The organism is Paenibacillus illinoisensis NBRC 15959, assembly GCF_004000925.1.
In the GTDB taxonomy this organism is placed as follows: Bacteria; Bacillota; Bacilli; order Paenibacillales; family Paenibacillaceae; genus Paenibacillus; species Paenibacillus illinoisensis.
In genome coordinates, this window is record NZ_BIME01000006.1 from 58,233 (window position 1) to 83,187 (window position 24,955).

Consider the following 24,955-nt stretch of genomic DNA (forward strand, 5'->3'; position numbering starts at 1 on the left):
ATATGAGGATGCGGGAAGTGCCTATGCGTTATGTCAAAGCGAATCAGGTCGGGATCGTGCTGTTTGTACTTCTATCGTTTGGGTTCAATCAACCGCTGATCTTGGGTGCGTTATGGATCATTCAGGTGGTCGGGCTCGTCTCTGGGGGGAAGCTGAATCTATTTGTCCAGATCGGGAAGGCTGTGCTTAAGGGAAAAGGTACGGAAACCCAGGCGGTGGAGCTGCAGCGTTTCAATAATATTCTGGCGGTCTTGTTCCTGTCTCTGGCTCTCATCTCATTCTCCCTGAGCTGGCAGGTAGCCGGTTATCTCTTCTCCGGAATGCTCCTGCTTGCAGCAAGTGCTGCTTTGCTCGGTTATTGTGTGGGCTGCACCGTTTATTTCTGGTACAAACAGCTTCGTGCAGGCAGAAGGATCGGGTTCTAAACCATTGATGAAGGTAAAATATAAGGTAACGTTGATGCGGCTTCGTAATTCGGAGCCGTTTCTTTGTGCTTTTTGAAGGAGAGAAAGGTTAAATTCTTGTCAGACGGGCAGAATGGGTGTCTATGAAATGGGTTAAATACAGTTGAAGAGAAAATCGCTGAATGTGTAAAATGAGAGGGAACCTTCTTGTCGGATGGCGTAAATACGTTACAGGCTAGGACATCTTCACATTTGATGATATGATAGAATATAAAGGCTCTGGAATGAGATGGAATTCCTTATGCATAGATATAGGTATGGATGAAGATTCGGGCAGGATTAACGGACGTGGGTGATCATGTAAAAGGTTCCCCGGTTGTGGACGCTCGCAAGTGAAAGAGAATGAGGTCGTTCAGACTCATGGATAATGTGGAATAGGTGGCGTATGAGATGAAAAAGGCTCGCTTAATATATAATCCGACCTCAGGCCGGGAAGAAATGAAGAAACGTCTGGCTGATGTGCTGCAGCGTTTGGATCAAGGTGGCATCGAAGCTTCAGTACACGCAACAACGGGTGAGGGAGATGCAACCCGTGAAGCGGAGCTGGCGATTGAACGTGGATATGACATGATTATTGCCGCAGGTGGCGACGGTACGCTGTACGAAGTCATCAACGGCATGGCCGAGCGGGAGAATCGTCCGCCGCTGGGTGTGTTCCCTTTGGGAACAACGAATGATTTTGCGCGTGCGCTCGGGATCCCGAGACAGTGGGAGGATTATGTGGATCTGGTCATTAATCAGCAGACCCGTCCTCTCGATCTGGGGAAGGCAAATGATAAATACTTCATTAATATCGCAGGCGGCGGCTCGTTGACCGAATTGACATATGAGGTGCCAAGCCGTCTGAAAACGATGATTGGGCAGCTCGCCTATTATATGAAGGGCATCGAGAAAATGGCCAGCCTGTCACCGCAGGAGCTGATTATCCGTGCGGCAGGCCAGGAAGAGATTCATGACGAATTCATGCTGTTCCTGATCGCCAATACAAATTCCGTCGGGGGCTTCGAGAAGCTTGCACCAGGCGCAACGATAGACGATGGAATGTTCGATGTGATCGGTGTGCGCAAATGTAATCTGGCCGACATGATCCGCCTCGTGACGCTTGCGCTGCGTGGGGAACATCTGAACGATAAGAAAGTGATTCATTTCCAGACGGATTATATGGAAGTGACGTCACCGGGATACGTACAGCTGAACCTGGATGGAGAGCTTGGCGGCACTTTGCCTGCGACGTTCCAGAACCTGCAGCACCACCTGCTGCTGTATCGTTAAGAGAACGGGGTAATGGTGCAGGTGGCAGAGTGTTTTTCCAGTTGCCGTCTGCGTGGGGATCACGTATAATCTCAGGGTGATATTGAAAAGATGAAGTGGAATGAACTCCCCATGCGTGGGGTGATATATAAGAAGAAAGAAGTGAATGTACGTTGTCTAATACGAACCGCAGCGGTCGTGGAAAAAACCGCCGGAATTCGGCTGCCTCTCAGGGGCAAGGGAATGCGATCGCATCCCGTCAGCCAGGTAAATCATCTCGTCCATCATCACGTCAGCAAGGGAAAGAGGTGCGGCCACAAGGCGCATCTCTTTCTGCCGTTCGTCCGAAGGGACGTGGACGTGAATCCGCGCCAATCGAAGGACTTCCGGTCAGCAAAAACGAAGAGACCGTCATCGACATCATTGGCATGAACCATGACGGTGAGGGTGTAGGTCGTGCGAATGGATACACGCTCTTCGTACAAGGTGCGCTCCCGGGTGAAACTATCCGCGTACGTGTGATGAAGACCAAGAAGCAGTACGGCTACGCCAAGCTGCTGGAGATCGTGAAGGCGAGCCCGGATCGCGTATCCGCCCCCTGTCCGATCTATGATCAGTGCGGCGGCTGCCAGATCCAGCATATGAGCTATGCCGGACAGCTTGCGTGGAAGCGCCAGCTGGTGGTGGATAATTTGCAGCGGATCGGGAAGCTGAACGTGATGGTTGAGGATGCAGGCGCTCAGGGTGATGAAGCGAACCTGAATAGACTGTCTGAAAAGAATATGGATCAGGCAGCTGAACTGGCTATTTCCGAAGAACAAGGGAACGGCAGCAATCGTATTCGTCTTCGGCTGGAAGGTGTCATGAACGAAGAAGCTGCTGCGCAAGGTATTCGTGTGCTGCCTACCATGGGTATGGACGAGCCGTGGCGTTACCGGAACAAGGCACAGGTGCCTATTGGAGTGACCGAAGGCGGCTTGGTGGGTGGGTTTTATGCCAAAGGAAGCCATCGGATCATTGACATGGAGACCTGCCTTATTCAGCATGAGCATAACGACGAAGTCGTAGCGAAGGTGAAGGAGATCGGCAGCCATCTTGGGATCAGTGCTTACAACGAGGAGACAGGCCGCGGCCTGCTGCGTCATGTGGTCGTGAAGAAGGCATTCCGCACAGGTGAGATGATGCTTGTTCTGGTCACCAATGGCCGAGATATCCCGCACAAGGATGAATGGATCGGCAGTATCCGTGAAGCGATCCCGCATGTGGAGAGCATCTGCCAGAACGTGAACAAGAAACAGACCAATGTCATCTTCGGCGACGAAACCCGTGTCCTGTGGGGCCGTGATGTAATCTACGATTATATCGGGGATGTGCAGTTTGCCATCTCTCCACGTTCATTCTACCAGGTCAACCCAGTACAGACGGAAGTGCTGTATGGTAAGACGGTAGAGTACGCTGGGTTGAGCGGCAAAGAGACAGTCATTGATGCCTACTGCGGCATCGGAACGATCTCTCTTTTCCTCGCGCAGCATGCGGATCAGGTGTACGGGGTAGAGATCGTGCCCGAAGCGATCGAAGACGCTCGCAGCAATGCGAAGCTGAACGAGATGAAGAATGTGAAGTTCGAAGTCGGTGCATCGGAAGATGTCATCCCGCGCTGGAAAGAGCAGGGCATCGAAGCCGATGTCATCGTCGTTGATCCGCCACGTAAGGGCTGTGATCCACGTTTACTGGATACGATCCTGGAGATGAAGCCGGAGCGCGTGGTATACGTGAGCTGTAATCCAAGCACGTTGGCACGTGATCTGCGTGTGCTGGAGGATGGTGGGTATCGGACGGTTGAGGTAACGCCGGTGGACATGTTCCCGCATACGGTACATGTGGAGTCGGTGGCGATGTTGGTTAGAGGCTAAACATAAACAGAAGGGGTTCGAGAATTCATATATGATTCTCGAACCCCTTCTTGTCTTTGTTTTAATACCATTCATTAATTTGTGAGTAATTCTGGAGTGAGGCGGTAATTAATATACGTGCACACCCGTACCAAGCACGGATTTGTTTTGTACGGAATTACCGGATAGATATACCTTTTGCAGATTAGGCAGCTGGCTCAGGGTCTCGATATTGGAAATGGCATTGTTCTCGAGGTGAAGCTCTTCTATGGCCTGCCAGTTACTCATAAATTCGAGAGAAGCCAAATTGCTGTCTTGCAGGGTGAAGGAACGCAGAGCGGACAGTTTGGCAAAGTAAGACATCATTTGGTCAACTTCATTTACAGAGGTGTTGGTTATGCTGAAATACGGCTGCTCTAAAGTTAAATGTTCAAGCACGCTGTTCTCCGCGGCGGCCGTTTGTTCAAAGTTCAGCCTGCACTCGGAGCATATCAGAGATTTGACCTGCTTCAAACGAAATAAAGCATCGCTCTCCTTATATAGTGACGAGTCATAAATGCTTAGGGCCTCTAGGCTGGACAAGCCGTCCAGGGCGCCAAGACGGGTTACTTCACTGACCTCCGAGAGGGAGAGTTGCTTAAGTTTCGGAAATTTCCCCAGCGCCGCCAAATTCAACTCTCCGCTTCCGCCACGGAGCGTCAGGCTGGTTGCGGCGGGCGCTTTCAGCCCGGGGAGAAAGGCGCTCGGAATTTCTACTCGCTCTACTTTAGGCAGTGTCAGCGCTTCTGCATTCTCGTAGTAGCCGGACAACGCTAATTCCCGCAAAGAGGATAGGCTATTGATGGCATTTACTGAACTAAGTTGACTTAGTGAAGCCAGACGTAATTTCGTGATGGAGGCCTTGCCGGTCAGGGGCTTCAGACTGGAGAAGTTTACATTTTCAATATCTAACATTTGTAGAGCAGGCATATTTTGCACAAAGTCGATGGATTTTACGTTGGTTAAGTAAGAAAGCCGGAGCTCCTGAAGCTGAGTTAAGGCGTACAGCGGCTGCAGGTCTGTGGCTTCACTGTAATCGATGGACAGGGAAGTCAGCCCGGTCATGGACGACAACCATCCCAGTTCATTGATATAGGTGAGCGACAGGGACTTTAGCGGCAGTTTGTTCAACAAAGAAAAATCCGTTACCGATTCATCCACATAGGTAATGGATAACGAGTTCAGATTGGGGAATTCCAGCAGTAGGGCCAATTCCTGATTGCTGCGAAGCTGAGTGGAAAGCTCCGTAACTTTGGACTTGTCACCAAAGTAGCTCGAAAATGTACTAAAGGATTCGTTAAAAGCGCCTCCGTAGCTTTTTAATCCGGACATATGAGCAAACGTGGTTTGGTTCGACTGGGAGATTTCATAGGTATTCGTCAGGTCCAACACCGTCAGACCGTTAAAAGCTTCAAAATCTCGCTGATCAATCTGCTGGCTATTCAGTTTCTTGTCTTGAGTAACATACGTGATCTTCTTGGCCTTTTCGTCGCTGAAGGGATCGGAGAGGCTATATGTAAACTTCCACTGATCATTCTCCGAATGCTCTACGGTTAAATAGCGAAGGCGAGCCAATTCCTCCTCTGTCGGCAGGGCAGACCCTTTATCGAAGATATCCCGCAAAAAGGAGAGCAGAACCTCGCTTTCAGGCATCTTTCGCACAGGCAGATTGGCTTCTGCTTGGGGATGAGTGGAGCTGACGCTGTAATAAAAATAAGTGCCAATGGCCCCGGTCAGGAGCATCAATATCAGCAGCAGCCTTACAGAGACGTTCAGCTTCGGTGCTGTTTTTGGGGGCGTTCCGTGGTAATGATTAATGGTCTGGTCCACGTAATAGACATGATTTTGCTTCAATAAAAGCTCTGTTTCACAATAGGGACACTTTAATATCTCACCCTCTTTGTATTCAATTCTTCCGTTGCAATTGGGACAGTTTAACGGGATAAAAGCCACGAATGTCCCCTCCTTCATTATGATGGTCATAAGATTATGCTGAACGGGCATCTAATTGCATTATACCTTGTGAATTTACGTTTGATGAGAGAAAGAAGTTTCGCATAGCGAAGGAGCAGGGAAACCCTGCTCCTCTTTGATCTTTTTAAAGTAAGGCTGGTTGTGGGCAATATTACATAAGTCATTAAGCGATCGAAGTAATTGGATGTTTAACTTGCACAGGGTAGAGAAGATCACCAGGGGTTCTTACAAATAAGCCGTCATTGGTGAGGGTACTTTTTAGAACGAGATGTTCTGTTGCACCTGGTGTGAAATGGAAGGTTATTTTCTCCGTATCCTCATCTGCAATCTGATGTAAAATATCGATCATATGGATTTCGTTTAGACCAATAACATCGAAGAGGTCAATATGATTGTCTTCCTTCTGATAAATCACGATGACATTTTTATTTTCCAAGTGATAAATATCGTTACTGAACACATTCAGGCAATAAAACATGAGTATGCCATGAGTCTGGGCGGTTCCGAAATGTTGCGAAACAGGTAGCCTTTCGGATGTAAATTTTAGGATAAGGCGTAAATCTTCCGCGTTAGTAACATCGAGTTTTCGAAGATTCGCAGGCTCGGGTAATTTTTTTGCCTTATAATCCATTGAAAAAAGATGTTCTTCCACCGGTTTAAACCCAAACTTAGGATAAAAATCAAGCACCGATTCATTGGCAAAAAGGTACATGAGATCGTACTTGTTGTCGTACTCCTCTAAAATCTTGTTCATTAAACAAGTGGATAGTCCTTTCCCTCGATAATCGGGATGTGTCATCACCGTGCCGATTTGAATCGCTCTTTTCTTCCCCCCGTGAATGATGAGTTCAAGGATGTTAACAGAAGCGTTGGCAATAACCTGGTCTCCATCTACAAATGAAAAAGGTTTGTATCCTTCTCCCCAGAACCCTTGTTGGTACCAATTTTCAAATTTTAAATCAAATGTGTTAGCAGCAAGTTCGAAGAAACTTTTTCGAAGGACTTCATTGTTTTTATAATCCTTCTTAAATATAAATTCCTGCATTCTATATTCCCCCCCTTAACTCTCAAAAGTGACTGTCTGTATATTATTGGTATTATCTAGTACATAACCTGATATATCAAGCATCAAATTTACGGAAACGCTTGACTGTGGATTTGATGTATTTGATAGAGGTTGATCATGATATTGAACATAACAATTTCGTGACGAGTAATGAATCATCGTTTCAGCTTACATAGCTTCTCGAGTCTATCTATCACTGCCTGATCATCGGACGAAGAGTATGTCCGTATCCGTATAAGACTTTGCATATATATGAAATAATCTAGGATTCACCTTTAATTTGGAGTAAGAATTCTCTTCCATGAAGTGGTATTATCTGGGGTGAAAGGAGGCTGGTTACAGTAAATTATGTAAGCGCTTTACATGGTTTATAAAAAATTTGGTATGGGGGGAAGGCTTCGAATGAGGAAATCATTTAAGCAGGTCGTTTCCGGGTTACTCGCAGTGGCTCTGCTTCTTCCGGGCGGCTTGACGGCTTCGACAGTAAGTGCAGCAGATCCAGCAGCATCGAATTCACAGATTGTCTATCAGGAAACATTCCAGAATGGTCAAGGCAAAGCAACTCAATCCGGCGGTGCCCAGCTGGAAGCTGTGACAGGCAAGCCGTTTGAGGGCAATGATGATGGAGCAGCGTTGAAAGTCAGTAACCGAACCAATAACTTTGATGGCGTGGATCTCGCATTCACCGATCTTGGTTTGACCAATGGCCAAGAGTATTCTGTAACCGCTTCCGTTTATGTCGATACGGATGCTACCCCACCTGCAGACGGGAAAGCCGTTCTGGAAATTGTAAGCAATAAGGGCGTTGATGGATCTGAGGCATACACTGGAATTAGCTCTGCTGACTTTATAGCCGGGCAAGGCATTACACTAACCGCTGATCTCTCCGTTAACAGTGTGGACAAGACAGCTCTGCGGATCAAGTCTGATGAAGCAGGTAAGGGTGTCTCTTTCTATATTGGAGATATCACAATTACCCAGGCAGCAGCACCTGTCGAACCCACGGTAGTCCTTAACCAAAGTTTTGAGGACGGCAGCACCGGTGGATGGGGCAAGCTGGGTTGGGGATCGAACGGCGACACTGCGGTCGTTGACGACGTAGCCTCCGAAGGTGTGAAATCTCTGAAGTTCTACAATCGGGCCGATGAGAAAGCCGTTCCTGCCCTCGTACTTACAGGCAAGATGAAATCCGACCGTAAGTACGATATCTCCCTCAAGGTTAGACTCGGTTCTGGTGAAGGCCAGTTCCATCTGGCTTCCAAGATCGATTCTGAAATCCTAGCGGATGATCAGAAGTATCCTTGGATTATAGGGAACAAACTTGTAACCGCTTCCGACTGGACTTTATTTGAAACCAAAGGCTATGAAGTGCCTTCTAAAACAAATGAGGTCATCATCTATGTTGAACCATCAAACAATACGTTAAAATCCGATATTTACATTGATGAATTCATCATCACCGATGTAACCTCTGGTGAAACCGCACCAGAGATTGTGGATAAAACAGGAATCACTGCAGACTTTGAGAGCGGTCTGGATGGATTCAAAGCACGCAACGGCCGTGAAACAGTAGACCTCTCCCAGGACGATAATCATACACCTGACGGCAAGCAAAGCTTGCTTGTAACGACTAAGGCACAATATGATGCAGCTTTGGTTGATGCTGCAGGCAAAATGGCGAAGAATCACGAATATGAGCTGTCTGCTTGGGTGAAAATGGCACCAGGTGAGGCGCCTACAACACTTCGTATTAGTGTTCAATATGCGGAGAGTGGCTATGCGAACGTTTCACAAAATGCAACCGTTACGGATCAAGATTGGGTACATTTAACAGGAAAATATACACTCACGACGACTCCAAGCGTACTCAATGCGTATATTGAAACGGCAAATGACGATGGTGGAAACCGTACCTTCTTCCTGGATGATTTTGCTCTGAAATATGTGGGTCCTGTAAATGCTGCGCCTCCGATTCAAGAAGACCTTCCTGATCTGAAGGAGGTTTACAAGGATGATTTCCTGATCGGTAACATTGTTAATCCGGCGACCTTTGACGAGACCCGGCTCAAGCTGCTGACGAAGCATCACAATGTCGTCACGTTTGAGAATGATATGAAGCCGGATTATGCATACAACACGGACAGACAATTTGATTTCACCGCAGAAGATGCCCTTGTCCAAAGAGTACAGGATGCAGGCCTTGATCTGCACGGTCACGTGCTCGTATGGCATGCGCAGTCTCCTACATGGCTGCATACGGCAGCAAACGGCGAACCTTTGAGCCGTGAAGAAGCTCTGGAGAACCTGAGAACACATGTTCAAACGGTCGTTGAACACTTTGGTGACCAAGTCATTTCCTGGGACGTTGTCAACGAAGCCATGAACGACAACCCGGCTAATCCGCAAGACTGGGAAAATGCATTGCGTAACTCTGGCTGGTTACAAGCCATCGGCCCTGACTATCTTGAGCAGGCATACCTTGCAGCCAAGGAAGTCATTGACGAGAATGGCTGGGATATCAAGCTTTACTACAATGACTACAACGATGACAACCAGAATAAATCTACTGCGATCTACAGCATGGTGAAAGAGATCAATGAAAATTACGCCAAAGATCACCCTGGCGAGAAACTGATTGATGGCATCGGCATGCAAGCCCACTACAATTTGGGCACGAGATTGGACAATGTGAAGATGTCACTCGAACGTTTCATTTCCTTGGGTGTGGAAGTCAGTGTCACCGAATTGGACATTATGGCAGGCACCAACTCTGCAATCACTGAAAAAGAAGCGAAGCAGCAGGCTTATCTGTATGCCTCATTGATGGATCTCTATAAGAAGAACAGCGAGCATATTCCGCGTGTGACTTTCTGGGGATTGAATGACAGCACGAGCTGGAGAGCCGAGCAGAATCCAACTTTGTTTGACAAGGATTTTCAAGCCAAAGAGGCCTTCTACGGGGTTGTTGATCCGGAGAAGTACCTGGCAGAACATCCACCCGAAGAGCTTGATTACAAGAAATCAACTGCCTTCTATGGGACACCATCCATTGATGGTTCTGTAGACAGCATATGGAGCAAAGCTCCTGAGTTAAAACTGGATACGAAGCAAATGGCGTGGTCCGGTGCAACAGGAACGGCAAGAGTACTGTGGGATGACGACAATCTCTATGTGCTCGCTCAAGTCAGAGACGATCAACTGGACAAGACCAATCCAAATGTATGGGAGCAGGATTCTGTTGAGGTATTCGTCGATGAAAATAACGGCAAAACGTCCAGCTTCCAGGATGATGATGGACAATACCGAGTGAACTTCGAGAACCTTGCTACCTTTAATCCTGCAGAAATCGCAGCAGGTTTCGAATCCAAAGTCGCTGTTTCCGGTACCAACTACACGGTCGAGATGAAAATTCCATTCAAAAAGGTGAAGCCTGCGAATAATGCGAAGATCGGCTTCGATGCGCAGATTAACGATGCCAAAGACGGCAACAGAATCAGCGTAAACGCATGGAATGATGCATCCGGTCAAGGTTACCAGGATACATCCGTATTCGGTGAGTTGACGCTCACGGGCAAACCTTCTCCAGGAGGAAACAACGGTGGCGGCAACAACAGTGGCGGGAATAATGGTGGCAGCAGTGGCGGATCGAACTCCGGTACTACTCCGCAGCCGCAACCACAGCTTCCAGGCAGCGACTCGGCAATTGTGCCAGTAGTGAAAGTCGAAAATGGAACAGCCACAGCAACCATTTCAAGAGACAGCCTGAATAAAGCGATTGAACAGGCTTCCCCAGGTGCAAATGGCAAGAAACAGGTTACCATCGAAGTGCCGAAGCAGGCAAACGCCAAATCCTATGTGGTGCAGCTGCCAACTTCAAGCCTACAGAGCAATAATAATGTTGAGTTTGTACTTAAGACAGACTATGCAGCACTTCAAATTCCGTCCAACATGCTGTCAAACATTACGGAACAAGCGGATCAAGTCTCTATTCAGATTAGCAAAGTCTTGGCAGATCGCTTGAGTGCAGAAGTCCGCGCCAAAGTGGGCAGCCGTCCGGTGATCGACCTTAGCATTAAAGCTGGGGACCGTGTGCTGGCTTGGAATAATCCAGCAGCGCCTGTAACGGTATCTATACCGTACACACCTGCTGGCCAAGAGCTTGTCAATGCACATCAACTGGTGGTCCTGAATATTGACAGTCAAGGAAAGGCAGCAGTTGTACAGAACGGACGATACGATGCTAAATCCGGATCGGTTGTGTTCAAGACAACGGAATTCAGCACGTATGCCGTAGCCTACGTAACCAAGTCTTTTGCTGATGTACAGCATGTCCTGTGGGCAAAAGAAGCCGTTGAAGCAATGGCTGCACGCGATATTATTAAAGGCATTTCGGATGAGAGCTTCGCTCCTTCAGCTTCCATTACGAGAGCTGACTTTATCACTTTGCTGGTAAGAGCCCTTGAATTGAAGGGCCCGGACACGAACACGGCGGTCTTCAGCGATGTACAGCCTACTGCTTACTATGCACAGGCCGTGGCCATTGCCAAGGAGCTGGGGATCGCCTCTGGATTTGAAGACAACACGTTCAAACCAGGCAGCAGCATTTCCCGTCAAGACATGATGGTTCTTACGGCGAAAGCCCTGAAGGCAGCAGGTAAGCCATCTGCGGGCAGCGGAAATCTGGCTTCGTATTCCGATGCTGCGAGTATTTCCACTTATGCGGTGGATAGTGTAACTTCCCTCGTAGGAAGCGGAATTGTCAATGGAAAAGGTGGCAAAATTGCACCAACTGAATCATTGACCCGCGCTGAAGCAGCGGTGATTCTGTCCCGTATCTGGAACATGTAAGTGATTGTAAAGGACATTTTGAAATAACGAGGCAACTCATTGAAGCTGCTGTCTGTACTTTACAGACGGCAGCTTTTTTCAAATCCCATGGCCCTCGATCATGATTGCAATATAGATCGTTAACCAACCGATTCCATTTGCAGCTCAGCAAAAATCATTCGTTTAGGCGATTTTATGATAGGAGGGAGCCGCTACTCTATGCTGAATATTGTCGATCCAACACATAGACATCATAAATTTTACTTTTTTCCACTTTGCAATAAAGATGGAATCTGATAGGATAAGTTTATAAATACGATGGTTTTAGTGAGGATTAAAAGGAGGCCGCCTTGCCATGCAAGAACTAACACATCTGGATCAACTTGAGGCTGAAGCGATATACATTATCAGAGAAGTAGCAGCGGAGTGCGAGAAACCGGTCATGTTATATTCCATCGGCAAGGACAGCTCGGTCATGCTGCACTTGGCCCTAAAGGCTTTTTACCCCGAGAAGCCGCCGTTCCCATTCATGCATATCGATACAACCTGGAAATTTAAGGAAATGATAGAATTCCGCGACCGAAAGGCGAAGGAATTTGGTATCGAGATGATCGTGCACTCTAATGAAGAAGCTATTCAACAAGGAATCAACCCTTTCGACCATGGTTCCGCATATACCGACATTATGAAAACCACAGCCCTGAAGCAGGGATTGGATAAATACGGATTCACGGTTGCGTTCGGTGGGGGAAGACGTGATGAGGAGAAGTCGCGTGCGAAGGAGCGGATTTTCTCGTTCCGGAACAAGAACCACTCGTGGGACCCGAAGAACCAACGTCCGGAGATGTGGAAGCTGTTCAACACGCGAATCAACAAGGGTGAGAGCATTCGAGTCTTTCCGCTGTCCAACTGGACTGAGAAGGATATCTGGCAGTACATTCGTCGGGAGAACATCGATATCGTTCCGCTTTACTCCGCGGACGTAAGACCGATCGTTAATCGTGACGGGCATATCATCATGGTGGATGACGAGCGGATGAAGCTTGAGCCTGGCGAGAAGATCGAGATGAAGAAGATTCGTTTCCGCACGTTGGGTTGTTACCCGCTCACGGGCGGAGTCGAGTCCGATGCTGTTACGCTGGACGAGATCATTGAGGAGACATTGGGTGCGTTATCCTCCGAACGGACCAGTCGGGTTATCGATCAAGAAGCAGCGGGAAGCATGGAACGACGCAAACGGGAGGGCTATTTCTAACATGAAGAGTCTACTTAAATTCATTACCTGCGGAAGTGTGGATGACGGCAAGTCCACGCTGATCGGACATATGCTCTATGACGCCAAGCTGCTGTTCGCCGATCAAGAGCGCGCGCTTGAGCTCGATAGTCGATTGGGAAGCCGAGGCGGCAAGATCGACTACTCGCTGCTCCTCGATGGTTTGCTGGCCGAACGCGAACAAGGGATTACCATTGATGTGGCTTATCGTTATTTTACGACGTCTCATCGTTCCTTCATCGTGGCGGACACACCGGGACACGAAGAATATACGCGCAACATGGCTGTAGGTGCTTCCTTTGCCGATCTAGCCATCATTCTGGTGGACGCTACCAAAGGCATCATCACCCAAACCAAACGCCATGCCCGGATCTGCGCCCTGATGGGGATCAAGCATCTCGTATTGGCTGTGAACAAGATGGATCTGGTTGGCTTCGATCAGAGGACGTTCGAGGCAATCAAGGAAGAGTTCATCCAAACGACGGCCGAATTCCAAATCAAGAGCATTCAGGTCATTCCCGTGTCCGCTACGGAAGGGGACAACATCACAACTCAGTCGCCAAATAGCCCCTGGTACGAAGGGTTAGCTTTGTTGCCGTATTTGGAAAATATAGATGTTCATACTACCGATGATACAAAGCCTTTCATGATGCCGGTTCAGCGTGTAAGCAGACCGGACCATACGTTCCGTGGGTTCCAGGGCCAGATTGAGGCTGGAAAGGTTTCAGTCGGAGACGAACTCATGACGCTGCCAAGTCGGGAGAAAGCAAAGGTTAAGCGGATTTTGGTGACGGACCAAGCTCAGGATTCGGCTTATGCTGGCCAACCGGTTACGATACAACTCGACCGCGAAGTTGATGTCTCGCGTGGCTGCGTGCTCACGATGGATAATCAAGTCCAAGAAGCTGACAGCTTCGCTTCTACGATCCTGTGGATGGACGATTCCGTCCTGACTCCGGGCAAGCATTATTGGGTTAAGGTCGGAACGAAGACTCTTCCAGGCACTGTAACGGCAATTACCCATAAAATTGACATTAACACGGGCCAAACCGTTCCGGCGGATCAGATTGTTAAGAACGAATTGGCCAAGTGTGAATTCACGCTGTCGGATCAGATCGTCTTCGATTCCTTTGAGCACAATAAGAGCATCGGAGGTTTTATCCTCATTGATCGTGTCACCAACATGACGTCCGCTTGCGGAGTCATCGATCAAGCGCTGAAGGGAGACAGCCGATTTGCCACGCTGGATACGGGGATCACGAGAGAGGTTCGCGCCCAGCAGAAAGGACAATCTCCGCTCACGGTCTGGTTTGCTGGCTCGGATACGGTAGCTCTCGCCAAGGAAGTGGAGAAGCGACTAGTGTCATCCGGTTACCATACCATGCTGCTTGAGAGCGTCAGTGGAGAAACGCTCCGCGGTACGGCGGAGATGGCAAAGGTGTTGAACGACGCTGGTCTGATCTCACTGGTATCCCATGAGTCTATCAGTGCGGGCGAACTTGAGACAGCCCGAGAGATCATTGGGGGCAAAGGATTCATTGAAGTTAACGCGGATGAGATCGGCGGAATTTCCACCCAGGATGCCGCGAAATCCGTGGTTAAACGAGTCGTGCAATCCATTATCGATCACAGTCCTTCGAATAACTACGACATTTAATAAGCATGTCAGATACAGCGGTTGCCGATCAGGCAGCCGCTTGTTTGTTTAAGATTAATGAGCAGTTAGAAATCTTTGGAATTCTTATGTAAGAGTCGGTGTAAAAAAATTATAAAGCATAAGTTTGAAAAAAGTATGATCACGAAACAAAGCAAAAACCGGATTGAGCATAGATCAATCCGGTTTTTTGCTATTTCCATCCATTTACCTATGTCCCATCAATCAACGGCAAAATGCACAACGGCACTATATAACATCTTGTTGTGAATGGGGTGGTATGTCACTTGATGCTGAACCTGCTTCACTCGCAGCATTAGCGCTTTGTTGATTCCGATTCGGTCCTCAATCGCCCGCTCCAGTTCTTTGAAGTCATAAGCCTGCAAGCATTCAACTTTGTCTTTAATCATATCCAGTGAAATTTCCATGTTTGATCCAGGCCACCTTCATGTCACGATTTGCAGGTACAAAAGCCTGCCGAGCTTTAATTGTAGAGGAGCTTGTTCGGTTCGGCAAGAGCTGACAGCGAGAATCATTAGAACGATGGAGACGGCTTGATTTATATATGGGGGAGGCAAAGCGGGAGTTGAGTTAGGCTTTGAGACATGACGAATAAACTCGTGCTGAAAATCAGCTTAAGACGTGATAAAATTAAAAAAAGGACAAATGGAGGAAGGGTAACCGATCCAAGTTCCATTGGGTAAATAGCCAAGAGGGGCATCGCCCCTCTTTTTTATGCGAATCCATAGAAATCAGACTTCTGTTCAGGTTAAAATGTATTCGTTTGGACGTAGCATTAACATATAATGCTGTTTGAACTACGCTGCGGTAACATGGTATAAGTGAAGATGGTGTAATTGAAGAAGATGCAGTAACATTCGTACTAAATGGATGAACTAGGGAATGAACAGATATTTACTATTCTCGGGGCCATGTTGGTCCCGGTATATATAGAGGAGTTTTTAAGATGAAAGACAATTTTTGGCGTGAATTGCCACGACCATTTTTTATATTGGCACCGATGGAAGATGTAACAGATGTTGTGTTTCGCCATGTTGTGAGTGCAGCGGCCAGACCGGATGTATTTTTTACGGAGTTTGCGAATACTGAGAGTTACTGTCACCCGGAGGGGAACAAAAGTGTACGTGGGCGTTTGACATTTACAGAGGATGAACAGCCCATGGTAGCTCATATCTGGGGAGATAAGCCGGAATTCTTCCGTGAAATGAGTATTGGTATGGCGAAAGAAGGCTTTAAAGGCATCGACATTAACATGGGTTGTCCTGTAGCCAATGTGGCGGAGAACGGGAAGGGGAGCGGACTGATCTGTCGTCCCGAAACGGCTGCGGAAATTATCCAAGCTGCAAAAGCCGGGGGACTGCCTGTAAGTGTAAAAACAAGACTTGGTTTCACTGAAGTGGACGAATGGCGCGACTGGTTGACCCATATTTTGAAACAAGACATCGTGAATCTCTCGATTCATCTGCGCACAAGAGAAGAAATGAGCAAGGTAGACGCTCACTGGGAACTGATTCCGGAGATTAAAAAGCTTCGTGATGAGGTAGCACCCAATACACTGCTGACCATTAATGGAGATATTCCTGATCGTCAGACCGGCTTGAAGCTCGCTGAGCAATATGGCGTGGATGGCATTATGATCGGGCGTGGTATCTTCCAGAACCCGTTTGCTTTTGAAAAAGAGCCGAAGGAACATACCAGCGAAGAATTGCTTGGTCTGCTGCGGATTCATCTGGATCTCTATGATCAGTATTCCGCACAGGAGCCGCGTTCGTTCAGCCCGCTTGCGCGCTTCTTTAAAATCTATGTTCGCGGATTCCGCGGGGCAAGTGAACTCAGAAACAGCTTAATGAACGCCAAATCCACAAAGGAAGTGCGTACGCTGCTTGATGAGTTTGGAAGCAAGAATCATGATGAAGCAGAGGAACAAGGAAATTAAGTTGCCAAGTTCCGACAAATAGTTGAGATTTATTGGCGGGTTACCAAGAAAAGAAGCGGGAAATATCCCGCTTCTTTTTTTTAGCTGCTATACTTCTATTTTAGTCGTAACACATTCATTGCCCAATCTGTCCACGAATGGGACTGAGGAACTTCAAAGCCGTCTTACCTAGGTAAATTAACGAGAATATCCCGGTTGTGCCATCGTTACCGGTTGAGGATTGTTAAGCACCCATAACACCGCCAATTCGCATAATCTAGCAGGCGCATCATAATCCGATCCATTGCGAAGCCTGCCGACCAAGTTGGTTGCCTCTTGCAGAAGTGCTGGAGCTAATGGCGTACCGGTGCCCAGGTATCGAAGCAGCGCATCCAGCATCTTGAGGTATTGGCCATCCCAATTTCCCCCGCCATTATCCAATACTTCATGAGACACGCGCCCGGTGATGCGGATGACCTCTCCCTGTACCGTTTGAGCATGACCCTTGGGAGGAATGAGATATTCCCACAGCTCTTGGTGCTGCTCGGGCCAGGTGGTTGCCTTTACCTGAATGGGGGCAGTTCCATCATGCATGATCCGATTCGCTACCGGCTCGACACCAAATAGTCGATAAAGCTTGAGAAGCGCGTCTGACACTTCGTCAACGCTGTCTTGATTGAACTTTTCCCGGACGAATTCAAAATCCTTGCCAATTCGCTTTACCGACTCTTTCATAGCAGGGGTGATCGATGCTCCGGCATCCAGCAAAATGGCTGAGATTTCAGACATACTTACAATATCACTATTCCGACAATTGACTAATCCTTTAGCGAGCGGGGTGTTCCCCTGTTTATTCTCTACGTTGATATCAGCACCTCGGGTTACCAACTCTTGCACCACTGTAGTTCTATACGAATTGACTGCTGAATGCAACGGTGTTTCATTGGTATAATCAACCGCGTCCAGCTCTGCACCCAATTCGAGGAGCAAGGGTACATTTCCTGACCAGTGCGCAGCATGGGCGTGCAATGGCGTACGCTGGTACTTGTCCCGGGCGTTCAGATCAGCTCCTTGCTCTACCAGCCATCGAACGGCTTCATCCGAAATCTGTCGGAAACTGAGGGCTGTACCTTTGCTGTAACCCCCGCGGGCATCCCATTCGCATTGCTCAAAGACCTCTTTTACAGCAGTGATATCATTATTTTTAATGAGTTGCTCCATATGGGCGGGTAATGTTGTTTTCTTCTTAGCCATTAACGTCTTCCTCTCCTTTATGAATAGCAACGTACTATCCCATGATAGGCAATGACAGTTTAATAGATATATAATTTCCAGCCATTTTATCACATAGGGGAATTAAAATCCAAAAATAGGAATTCTCCCGTCTGAAGTCTAGCTCCACATCCTGTATCAACCCGAGATGTCAATTCGGTATGCTATGTTATAATTAAGGTAGTAGGCTTTTGAGAAGAGGAGGATTTATGTCCTGGAGTAAATTGAAGCAACAACTGGAGAGCTTCCTTAGCCCGGCATTAGTCGGAAGAGTTGAATACCGCGCAACAAGCTACCGTTATGCACTTGATAAATCAGGAAGCTGTTACCTTTCCGTAGATAAGAAGAACATACTCAATATGAGTGACACAACAACTCCAATCCGCTGGTACCAGACGGAGCAGGAGATCAAGAACGATCCGAATTCTGAAATTCCTGTGGATAACGAAGAGATTGAAGCGATTCGAAAAGAGAGCAAAGGAGCCATTCCGGAGGAACGTCTTCACGTCATTGCAAGAAGCAGAAAAATCTCTGTTCTGGCCAAAGAGCTTTTGTCAGCTCAGTCATCATTAAGCAAATCTAATTTTACGGTTGCAGCGACTACGTTTTTATCAAGACCTATAGAGGAAAGTCTGGAGAGTCAGGATATCTTGCTGAACATTCTGGCTTTGGTAGACAGACGCGTTGGCAAAAAGCGAATTTTGAACATGTCTGAGAAGATCAAGTTAAAGCACCCAGCCGTGCAGTATTTTTATGAACTTCGGCGTAGGACGTTGTGAATTAGTTGAGAGTTAGATGTTTATCGTTTTTATTCTACGCTTGCTAAGCCTTGAATTGAATTCCTCAATTGTCACGTTATAATAAGGGCATGGACAGTTTATAATGCAAAGAGAGCCGTGCGTCAACACGACTCTCGGAGCGATAACCGCTTTTAAGGGCGGTGGGCTTAACAAGAGGATATAACGTCAAGTAGACCGCAACCTTTGCACGGTGGGGCGGTCTACTTGTGTTTATCTAACAAAAGTGCTTCTATCAGCGTTCCAAAGGAACGGCATAGTGGCTTCAGACACCGAGACAATAGAAAAATAAAAATAACTTGAAACTACGATAAGAAATCTTCTGGTGTTCAAGTTTTAGAAAGTGAGACATAAATGTCGGATACTAAGCTGTTTCATATAACGGGAGAAGTTAAAGAGTTGCCAGCCAATTCTGTTCTACTTGAGAGAGAATTACAAGTATTGATCGAAAAGAATATGCCTGTTTTTTTTGGAGTAACTTTTCTAAAAAGCGAATATACGACATCGAACGGTGGTAGAATTGACAGTTTAGGCTTAGATGAAAACAACTGTCCTGTCATTTTTGAATATAAAAGAACCAGTAACGAGAATGTGATTAACCAAGGGTTATTTTATCTCGATTGGCTACTAGATCATAAAGCAGAATTTGAGTTGTTAGTGATGAAGAATCTAGGAAAAGAGTGTTCGGATAAGTTAGATTGGAGTATGCCCAGACTTATTTGTGTAGCAGGAGACTTCACAAAATATGATAAATATGCAGTTAAACAGATCAATAGAAACATTGATCTTGTTCGTTACAAAAAGTTTGGCGCAGATTTACTTATGATGGAGCTAGTAAATTCAAGTACGGTGAGACCTTACAATATTCAGGAACAAGGAGATAAGTGGACTAAGCCATCATCAGACAAGACTTTTCAAGAACAACTTCAGTCAACAACGCCCTTGCTCAGAGAACTGTATTATTCCATTAGAGCCTATATACTTGCACTCGGTGATGACGTTACAGAAAATCAGCTCAAGTTGTATACAGCTTTTAAAAAGATGAAAAATATCATTTGTGTAGAAGTCTACCAAAAGCAGATACTACTGCACATGAGATTAAATCCTGGTGAGATTGAACTTGAGGATGGGTTTACTAGAGATATGCGTAATGTGGGGCATTTTGGGACTGGTGATTTGCAGATTATTATTAAATCCCCTGAAGATTTTAAAAGAGCAGAGCCTTTGATCGATAAAGCTTATAATTTAAACTAGCATAGCTAACACCCAAGCGCTCTAGACCAACAATAGAAAAGTTCGGAAAATGTGAAATAGAAGAACTGATGAAAGCAGATAACCCAGTTAATTCAGTTAACCGGAAGCATTAATGGAATCATTTTGATAATTCACTTTAGTTTTTAGTTATAGCTTTTAGCTATAACCAGTTATCTTCTTTTGGTTATTCTTCGAACTCCGCTCGGCGTGCTATGATACTCGTATACAACGAGGGGGTTATTTACATGACTGATAAGTTCCAGATCGTAGGAAGTTTGTTGCGGCCCGAAGAGCTGCTGAAATATAAAACGCAAATTGAGCATCGTGATGATATCCAGTATCCTTTCTATGAAAATTTTGAAGGATATGAGCAATGCGAGACCGAGGCAATCAAACAGGTTGTGAAAAAGGAAATCGATCATAACCTGTCGGTTGTTACAGACGGCGAGTTCTCCAAGTCGATGTGGCATCTGGACTTTGTCTGGGGCTTTGACGGAATTGAACGTTATATCGCGGACCACGGCTACTTTTTCCGGGATGTGGACGGAACATCCAAATATGAAACTCGTAAAGATATCGGATTGCGCATTACGGGTGAACTGAGCGGGAAGAACCATCACTTCATTCAACTGTTCAAACAACTGCAGGATACAGCAGGCGATCAGCAAACAAAACTTTGCGTACCGTCACCTTCCCATATCTTCGGAGAGCTGTCCTGGTCGGATAACATCGGCGGTACGAATGCTGTATATCAGAACAAACAGGAGCTCAAGGCGGGTCTTGAGAAGGCATATAAAGAATTCGTAGCGGAATTCGCTGCGGCTGGCGGCAAAATTCTGCAATTCGATGACTGCCTCTGGGAGCTGTTTGCAGACGACAATCCGAACTCTCCGTTTACCGGCGAGCATATTGATCAAGCAGAAGTAGCGGGTCTTGCCACCGAATTTATTGATATTAACAATACCGTAATTGACTTCGGTCATAGCCTGGGCTTGAAAATGTGGACACATAACTGCCGCGGTAACTACGATTCCCGCAACATGGGCGGTGGATCTTATGCGAAAATCGCCAACCTGTTCCTGAAACAGTTGAAATATGACCGTTTCTTCCTGGAGTGGGATGATGACCGTGCAGGTTCAATCGAAGCATTGGAAGTGTTCAAGGACAGACCGGAAACGGAGATCGTTCTCGGCCTGCTGTCTTCCAAAACAAGTACACTGGATGATGAAGCACGCGTCATCCGTCTGCTTGACGAAGCATCCAAAATCATTGATAAGGATCGTCTGCTGCTCTCCCATCAATGCGGCTTTGCCTCCTGCGATGGCGGTAACGAGCTGAGTGAAGCTCAGCAATGGGCGAAGATCGACCAAGGTCAACGCATTGCGAAGCAATACTGGAATAACTAAGAGCTACGGGAAAATTAACGATACTTCATCGTAGTCTCTAAAATTCGAATACGCATCATCTGAGCTTGAAGGGATGACTCAAGGGGCCACAAGTGCCTCGTGAGTCATCTTTTTTTTTGTGCAGCATTCTCCCAATCAAAACGCAGAAGCCCCGAAAAAGGACGTTGAATATGGCTTTATCTAGCTTTCGTCAGCCATTCATCAGGCCGAGAAGGACAAATGCTGTGCGCTAACTTGGTTTGAAATGTGGAATCAAACAGGAGAAGCGGCTGCTTACCAAGAAGTTATACTATTCCAGGAATACCCTGTGAAGTATGTTTGTGGAGTTGTTTTGATCACTTATAAAGAGCTTATTAGAGACATGAGGGGAGAGAAAATGATGACAGATAACCATGATCTGATAAATAGAGAACAATTGCTTACAGAGCTCGACTCGCTGGGGTATTCGGAAAGAATGAAACGGATGGCACTTCTGGGGCGCCAACGTGCAGGAGATGCGAATTATTCCGCGCTGCTTGTATCCTTGCTCGAAAGCGGCACCGCCTATGAGGCACATCTGGCCTTGACGGGTGCGGGTGTAGTGAATGATGCTCATGCGGTTGTACTGGCCCTGCAGCATCCCAAGGCAGGTGTTAGGGGCCGGGCGGCTGGACTACTGCCAGAAGTGGTGACTGACCCGGACTTTTCAATTGAAACCGAAATCACCCTGATGTCATACCACTGCCGCCGCCAATTGCTGCGGAGCATCTTGAATACACATCGTCAGGATTGGGCAGAGCGGCTGCTGCCGATCGTGCTTAACCGCTGGGGAGCACAAGAAGCGGCCTTGTTACTGGCTGTGTGCAGCGAAGAGACGGTACGCAGCAGGCTGCCAGAGCTGGGATATGCGTTACTGAACTGGCGGCTCTTAACGAAGTACCACCCCGATCTGGTGGCAGCGTACTTCAAGAATGCTTTACAGCATGCAACGCACCGGGAGAAGACCCATGTATGGTGGACGCTCTCTTCCCCGATTGAAATACTGAGTTTTTCTAGACCGGCGATTGTGCTGGAATGTGCGCTTACGCTTGGGCCATCGGATACGATTCACCCTGTACTCAAGCAGCAGCTGGGGATTCTGATTCAGGCCAGCCCAGAGGACGTTTTTGAGCTGCTGACACGTGAGGAGACAAGGGAATATCTTTTGAATCATGGCGTTCCGGCAGGTGTTTTGAAAAAAAGAAAATGGTTCACCACAGCGCAGTGGACGACACTGGCTGCATTGCTTGCAGATCAGCCTGTGCACCTGGCCAAGGTGCTGGATACCCTTGCGCCGTCACATCGCGAAGCGATCTTTGATGCGACTTATCTGGAAGATGAGCGGAAGACACGGATTTTCCCTACGCTGCTGCTGGATGTACTGCCACACCAGTTGCGTGACAAGGAAGCTGCCCGCATGCTGGAACTGCGTGACATTCGTGATGATCGGGACGCCATGCTCGAAACGACGGCACGGCTTGCCATCGTTCATGCACGGGAGAAGCTTGAACAAGCCGTTCAGGTGTCTAATAGCGACGAGCGTGCTGCGGCCTATGCCCACCTCGTTCGAAGCACAGCACTTTCCCGGCGTGGTATGGATGAGACGCTGCGCTTCCTGACCCGAATCAAGAATGATCAGGATCCGGTACGCTTCATGGTTATGGCTCAGCTCTCCAACTGCCCGGCTCCCATGTTCAAGGAAGAGCACATTGACGATCTGACGGTGCTGGTGGATAGCGTGATTGAAGCCAGAGACACGTCATACGGGACAAGGTCCGCAGTGGAGAGACTGGCTTTTGCCATACTGCGTGAACATGCACTTGAGCCGAAGGGCACCCTATTCAAGTTTGCTCTGAGAACGTTTGGAAGATTGACGATGCGGGACGGACAGTTTGCATTGTACACGATGGATTGGGATAGCATACCGAGTTCTGCTCTTGAGGCGTTATTCGATGAGATCTATGCCTTTGGTGTGGAAGCGAACAAGCGCGAAAACACGAGCGTGATTCTGCGCATGGCAGACTTGTTCGGAAAAGCCGTGGATCGGTTGCCGAAGCTCCAGCTTCTGCTGGAAGAACTGCTGCAGGCCAAAACGGTGTCTCCACAGGCAGTCCATTACTGGCTGGCACCCTATAAAACCCGGGATACAAGGGTTAGAGAATTGCTGGACAAAGACCCATCCTTCATCTCATTCCATGACGTATTCTTGCATCTGCATCTGAAGCGTCAGGAGTGGCTGGACCCGTTTATCTCGGGGGAAATCATCAAAGGCAAGCATTTATCGGGAAAAACAATTTATGTTGTGCCTGCGCATAACGGGTTCCATCGGTGGCTGCCGCGTCAGCAAAAGGCATTCGCTTCCCTGCTGGAACGGGTGGCACTCGACGCCAAACGAAGCTTCCATGAACGTGCATCCGCGATGCGCAGCTTAGCCAGCATGCCAGATTATAGTTCCGACCAACTGGAAGTCCTATTGCAGGATGAGGAAGTGCATGTTGTGGAGGCAGCGCTGTATGCGTACTCGTTATGGGAAGAGCCTGAGAAGGCACTGCCTGTATTGCTAAACAACCTGGATGGAGACCGGGCCCGGGTAGCCATGTACTCGATTCCAAGATGCATGCGCAGGGTCAGTCCGGTGATGTTGACGTCCATGCTGTCCGACCTGCTCCATCGGGAGAAATTGAAGATCACGGTAAGAAAAGAGGCCATTAGGCTGCTTGGGGCTTATAAAAGTGAGGAGAGCATGGCACTTCTCATCCGTGAATACAAGAAACCGAATGTACACAAGGACGTGATGATCGCCATAGGCCATGCGGCCAGACAATGGCTGGATGATGAACGCAGCTGGGCCATGATGAGTGCCATGGCTGCTTCCCCGCAGCGCGATATCGCACGAAGCCTACTTAACCAGTATTCTGGCGGTATTCCCGTAGAAGCCCGGCCAAGGTATTTGCAATTGATTATCGAGATCTCCGGACATGCCGATCCGGTTGTGGCCAGAGAGGCATTCCAAGCGATGAGCCACTGGGTGAATGGAAGTGAAGAGAAGGTGGCAGCTTCGGCCAGCAAAACGATTCTGGATCTGGAGGACAATGCCAGGTGGAAGGCAGCGATGGATACACTAATTACGGCTTGTCGTGACGGAAAGGTGAATGATCAGGTCATTAACGTTTGCACACAATTGGCGGGCACGGAGACAAGATCCGAATGGAATGCCGCTTTGGAGAGAGACCTTCCAGAACGGCAGCGTCTGGTCGCATTGATAGACAAGCTAATCTCATTGCCTCCACTTACGAAGCGGGGACTCGTTCCTTTATATACAGGCATCATTGCTGCTCTTCAATCCCAAGAAACTCTGAAACCGGCCGTGATCAAGTTACATTTGGCATTTATGGAATGGAACGAGGTGGATCAGGCCGCCCTGCAATTGGACCCTGTGATTCAAATGGTGGACAAGCATCCGTATCTATTGGATGTGGCCTACAGGCAGATCAATCGTGCAGCTAATGCCAGTCAGGCATATTGGAAACCGGAGGCGATTCTGGATCTGGTGGACCAACTGAGAGGCCAGCAGCAAATTGCGGCCCAGTATCTTGGGCTTTCCCTGCTGAAGATTGCGGGAACCGCATTACGGTGGAATCAGGCTTGTGCCGAACGTTTGAGAGCATACCGGAATCATGAGCATGATGCCATCCGTATGGCGGCATTGGATATTTGGACGGTGCTTGAATAGAAAAGTGGTCCGGGACGGATGGTTATATGGATAGATTATTAATAATGAATATCATAAATTAAAATAAATTGAGGCTTATCATTTTCCGGGAGGGGAGCG

Annotated in this window: 15 protein-coding genes; 11 read left to right on the forward strand and 4 right to left on the reverse strand. The window is 47.7% G+C overall.

From position 1 onward, the window contains the following. The first annotated feature begins 8 nt into the window (after nucleotides 1-8). The 3 genes from PIL01S_RS15950 to rlmD all read left to right on the forward strand — a co-directional run bounded on the left by PIL01S_RS15950 (nucleotide 9) and on the right by rlmD (nucleotide 3,628). A complete protein-coding gene (locus tag PIL01S_RS15950; protein ID WP_127538352.1) occupies nucleotides 9-425 on the forward strand; it encodes a DUF4395 domain-containing protein in 417 nt (138 codons plus the stop codon). Between the two features lie 429 nt (nucleotides 426-854). Continuing rightward, nucleotides 855-1,736, forward strand: coding sequence for a diacylglycerol kinase (locus PIL01S_RS15955; RefSeq protein WP_127538353.1), 882 nt, complete (start codon nucleotides 855-857; stop codon nucleotides 1,734-1,736). Nucleotides 1,737-1,888: 152 nt separating this feature from the next. Beyond that, on the forward strand, nucleotides 1,889-3,628 hold the full coding sequence (gene rlmD / locus PIL01S_RS15960; protein WP_127538354.1) for a 23S rRNA (uracil(1939)-C(5))-methyltransferase RlmD: 1,740 nt from the start codon (nucleotides 1,889-1,891) through the stop codon (nucleotides 3,626-3,628). A gap of 108 nt (nucleotides 3,629-3,736) precedes the next feature. Here rlmD and PIL01S_RS15965 read toward each other — a convergent pair whose 3' ends face one another. Together PIL01S_RS15965 and PIL01S_RS15970 are read right to left on the reverse strand one after the other, a co-directional pair. Then, complete coding sequence (locus PIL01S_RS15965) at nucleotides 3,737-5,599, reverse strand: leucine-rich repeat domain-containing protein (protein ID WP_127538355.1); 1,863 nt, start codon at nucleotides 5,597-5,599, stop codon at nucleotides 3,737-3,739. Nucleotides 5,600-5,783: 184 nt separating this feature from the next. Then, complete coding sequence (locus tag PIL01S_RS15970; protein ID WP_127538356.1) at nucleotides 5,784-6,665, reverse strand: GNAT family N-acetyltransferase; 882 nt, start codon at nucleotides 6,663-6,665, stop codon at nucleotides 5,784-5,786. Between the two features lie 423 nt (nucleotides 6,666-7,088). Here PIL01S_RS15970 and PIL01S_RS15975 point away from each other — a divergent pair, with 423 nt between their 5' ends. The 3 genes from PIL01S_RS15975 (at nucleotide 7,089) to PIL01S_RS15985 (ending at nucleotide 14,443) form a co-directional block, all read left to right on the forward strand. Next, nucleotides 7,089-11,534, forward strand: a complete 4,446-nt coding sequence (locus tag PIL01S_RS15975; RefSeq protein WP_127538357.1) for an endo-1,4-beta-xylanase — start codon at nucleotides 7,089-7,091, stop codon at nucleotides 11,532-11,534. Nucleotides 11,535-11,868: 334 nt separating this feature from the next. Continuing rightward, nucleotides 11,869-12,768: a sulfate adenylyltransferase subunit CysD gene (gene cysD, locus PIL01S_RS15980; RefSeq protein WP_095288547.1), complete on the forward strand. Its 900-nt coding sequence runs from the start codon at nucleotides 11,869-11,871 to the stop codon at nucleotides 12,766-12,768. Nucleotide 12,769: 1 nt separating this feature from the next. Further along, on the forward strand, nucleotides 12,770-14,443 hold the full coding sequence (locus PIL01S_RS15985; protein WP_127538358.1) for a GTP-binding protein: 1,674 nt from the start codon (nucleotides 12,770-12,772) through the stop codon (nucleotides 14,441-14,443). A gap of 218 nt (nucleotides 14,444-14,661) precedes the next feature. On the opposite strand, the gene PIL01S_RS15990 is transcribed toward PIL01S_RS15985, so the two are convergent. Continuing rightward, on the reverse strand, nucleotides 14,662-14,868 hold the full coding sequence (locus PIL01S_RS15990) for a DUF2536 family protein (protein WP_127538359.1): 207 nt from the start codon (nucleotides 14,866-14,868) through the stop codon (nucleotides 14,662-14,664). 539 nt (nucleotides 14,869-15,407) lie between these two features. On the opposite strand from PIL01S_RS15990, the gene PIL01S_RS15995 reads away from it, so the two are divergent. Then, nucleotides 15,408-16,397, forward strand: a complete 990-nt coding sequence (locus PIL01S_RS15995) for a tRNA dihydrouridine synthase (RefSeq protein WP_127538360.1) — start codon at nucleotides 15,408-15,410, stop codon at nucleotides 16,395-16,397. A 177-nt stretch (nucleotides 16,398-16,574) separates the two neighbouring features. Here the strand turns inward: PIL01S_RS15995 and PIL01S_RS16000 are convergent, their stop codons facing one another. Further along, a complete protein-coding gene (locus PIL01S_RS16000; RefSeq protein ID WP_246058346.1) occupies nucleotides 16,575-17,660 on the reverse strand; it encodes an ankyrin repeat domain-containing protein in 1,086 nt (361 codons plus the stop codon). A 197-nt stretch (nucleotides 17,661-17,857) separates the two neighbouring features. Here PIL01S_RS16000 and PIL01S_RS16005 point away from each other — a divergent pair, with 197 nt between their 5' ends. The 4 genes from PIL01S_RS16005 to PIL01S_RS16020 all read left to right on the forward strand — a co-directional run bounded on the left by PIL01S_RS16005 (nucleotide 17,858) and on the right by PIL01S_RS16020 (nucleotide 24,856). Then, on the forward strand, nucleotides 17,858-18,427 hold the full coding sequence (locus PIL01S_RS16005) for an SF0329 family protein (RefSeq protein ID WP_127538361.1): 570 nt from the start codon (nucleotides 17,858-17,860) through the stop codon (nucleotides 18,425-18,427). A gap of 372 nt (nucleotides 18,428-18,799) precedes the next feature. Then, on the forward strand, nucleotides 18,800-19,699 hold the full coding sequence (locus PIL01S_RS16010) for a DUF5655 domain-containing protein (protein WP_127538362.1): 900 nt from the start codon (nucleotides 18,800-18,802) through the stop codon (nucleotides 19,697-19,699). A 245-nt stretch (nucleotides 19,700-19,944) separates the two neighbouring features. Continuing rightward, the gene (locus PIL01S_RS16015) at nucleotides 19,945-21,105 is read left to right on the forward strand and encodes a cobalamin-independent methionine synthase II family protein (protein ID WP_127538363.1); all 1,161 of its coding nucleotides are present in this window, start codon (nucleotides 19,945-19,947) and stop codon (nucleotides 21,103-21,105) included. Nucleotides 21,106-21,484: 379 nt separating this feature from the next. Further along, nucleotides 21,485-24,856 (forward strand): HEAT repeat domain-containing protein, encoded by a 3,372-nt coding sequence (locus tag PIL01S_RS16020; protein WP_164764252.1) that lies wholly within the window; start codon nucleotides 21,485-21,487, stop codon nucleotides 24,854-24,856. Nucleotides 24,857-24,955 lie beyond the last annotated feature (99 nt).

What these genes read in the sequence shown, in the direction of transcription:
- PIL01S_RS15950 (WP_127538352.1), top strand. Translation starts at nt 9, where the DNA reads ATGCGGGAAGTGCCTATGCGTTATGTCAAAGCGAATCAGGTCGGGATC.
- PIL01S_RS15955 (WP_127538353.1), top strand. Translation starts at nt 855, where the DNA reads ATGAAAAAGGCTCGCTTAATATATAATCCGACCTCAGGCCGGGAAGAA.
- PIL01S_RS15970 (WP_127538356.1), bottom strand. Translation starts at nt 6,665, where the DNA reads ATGCAGGAATTTATATTTAAGAAGGATTATAAAAACAATGAAGTCCTT.
- PIL01S_RS15975 (WP_127538357.1), top strand. Translation starts at nt 7,089, where the DNA reads ATGAGGAAATCATTTAAGCAGGTCGTTTCCGGGTTACTCGCAGTGGCT.
- cysD (WP_095288547.1), top strand. Translation starts at nt 11,869, where the DNA reads ATGCAAGAACTAACACATCTGGATCAACTTGAGGCTGAAGCGATATAC.
- PIL01S_RS15985 (WP_127538358.1), top strand. Translation starts at nt 12,770, where the DNA reads ATGAAGAGTCTACTTAAATTCATTACCTGCGGAAGTGTGGATGACGGC.
- PIL01S_RS15990 (WP_127538359.1), bottom strand. Translation starts at nt 14,868, where the DNA reads ATGGAAATTTCACTGGATATGATTAAAGACAAAGTTGAATGCTTGCAG.
- PIL01S_RS15995 (WP_127538360.1), top strand. Translation starts at nt 15,408, where the DNA reads ATGAAAGACAATTTTTGGCGTGAATTGCCACGACCATTTTTTATATTG.
- PIL01S_RS16005 (WP_127538361.1), top strand. Translation starts at nt 17,858, where the DNA reads ATGTCCTGGAGTAAATTGAAGCAACAACTGGAGAGCTTCCTTAGCCCG.
- PIL01S_RS16010 (WP_127538362.1), top strand. Translation starts at nt 18,800, where the DNA reads ATGTCGGATACTAAGCTGTTTCATATAACGGGAGAAGTTAAAGAGTTG.
- PIL01S_RS16015 (WP_127538363.1), top strand. Translation starts at nt 19,945, where the DNA reads ATGACTGATAAGTTCCAGATCGTAGGAAGTTTGTTGCGGCCCGAAGAG.
- PIL01S_RS16020 (WP_164764252.1), top strand. Translation starts at nt 21,485, where the DNA reads ATGACAGATAACCATGATCTGATAAATAGAGAACAATTGCTTACAGAG.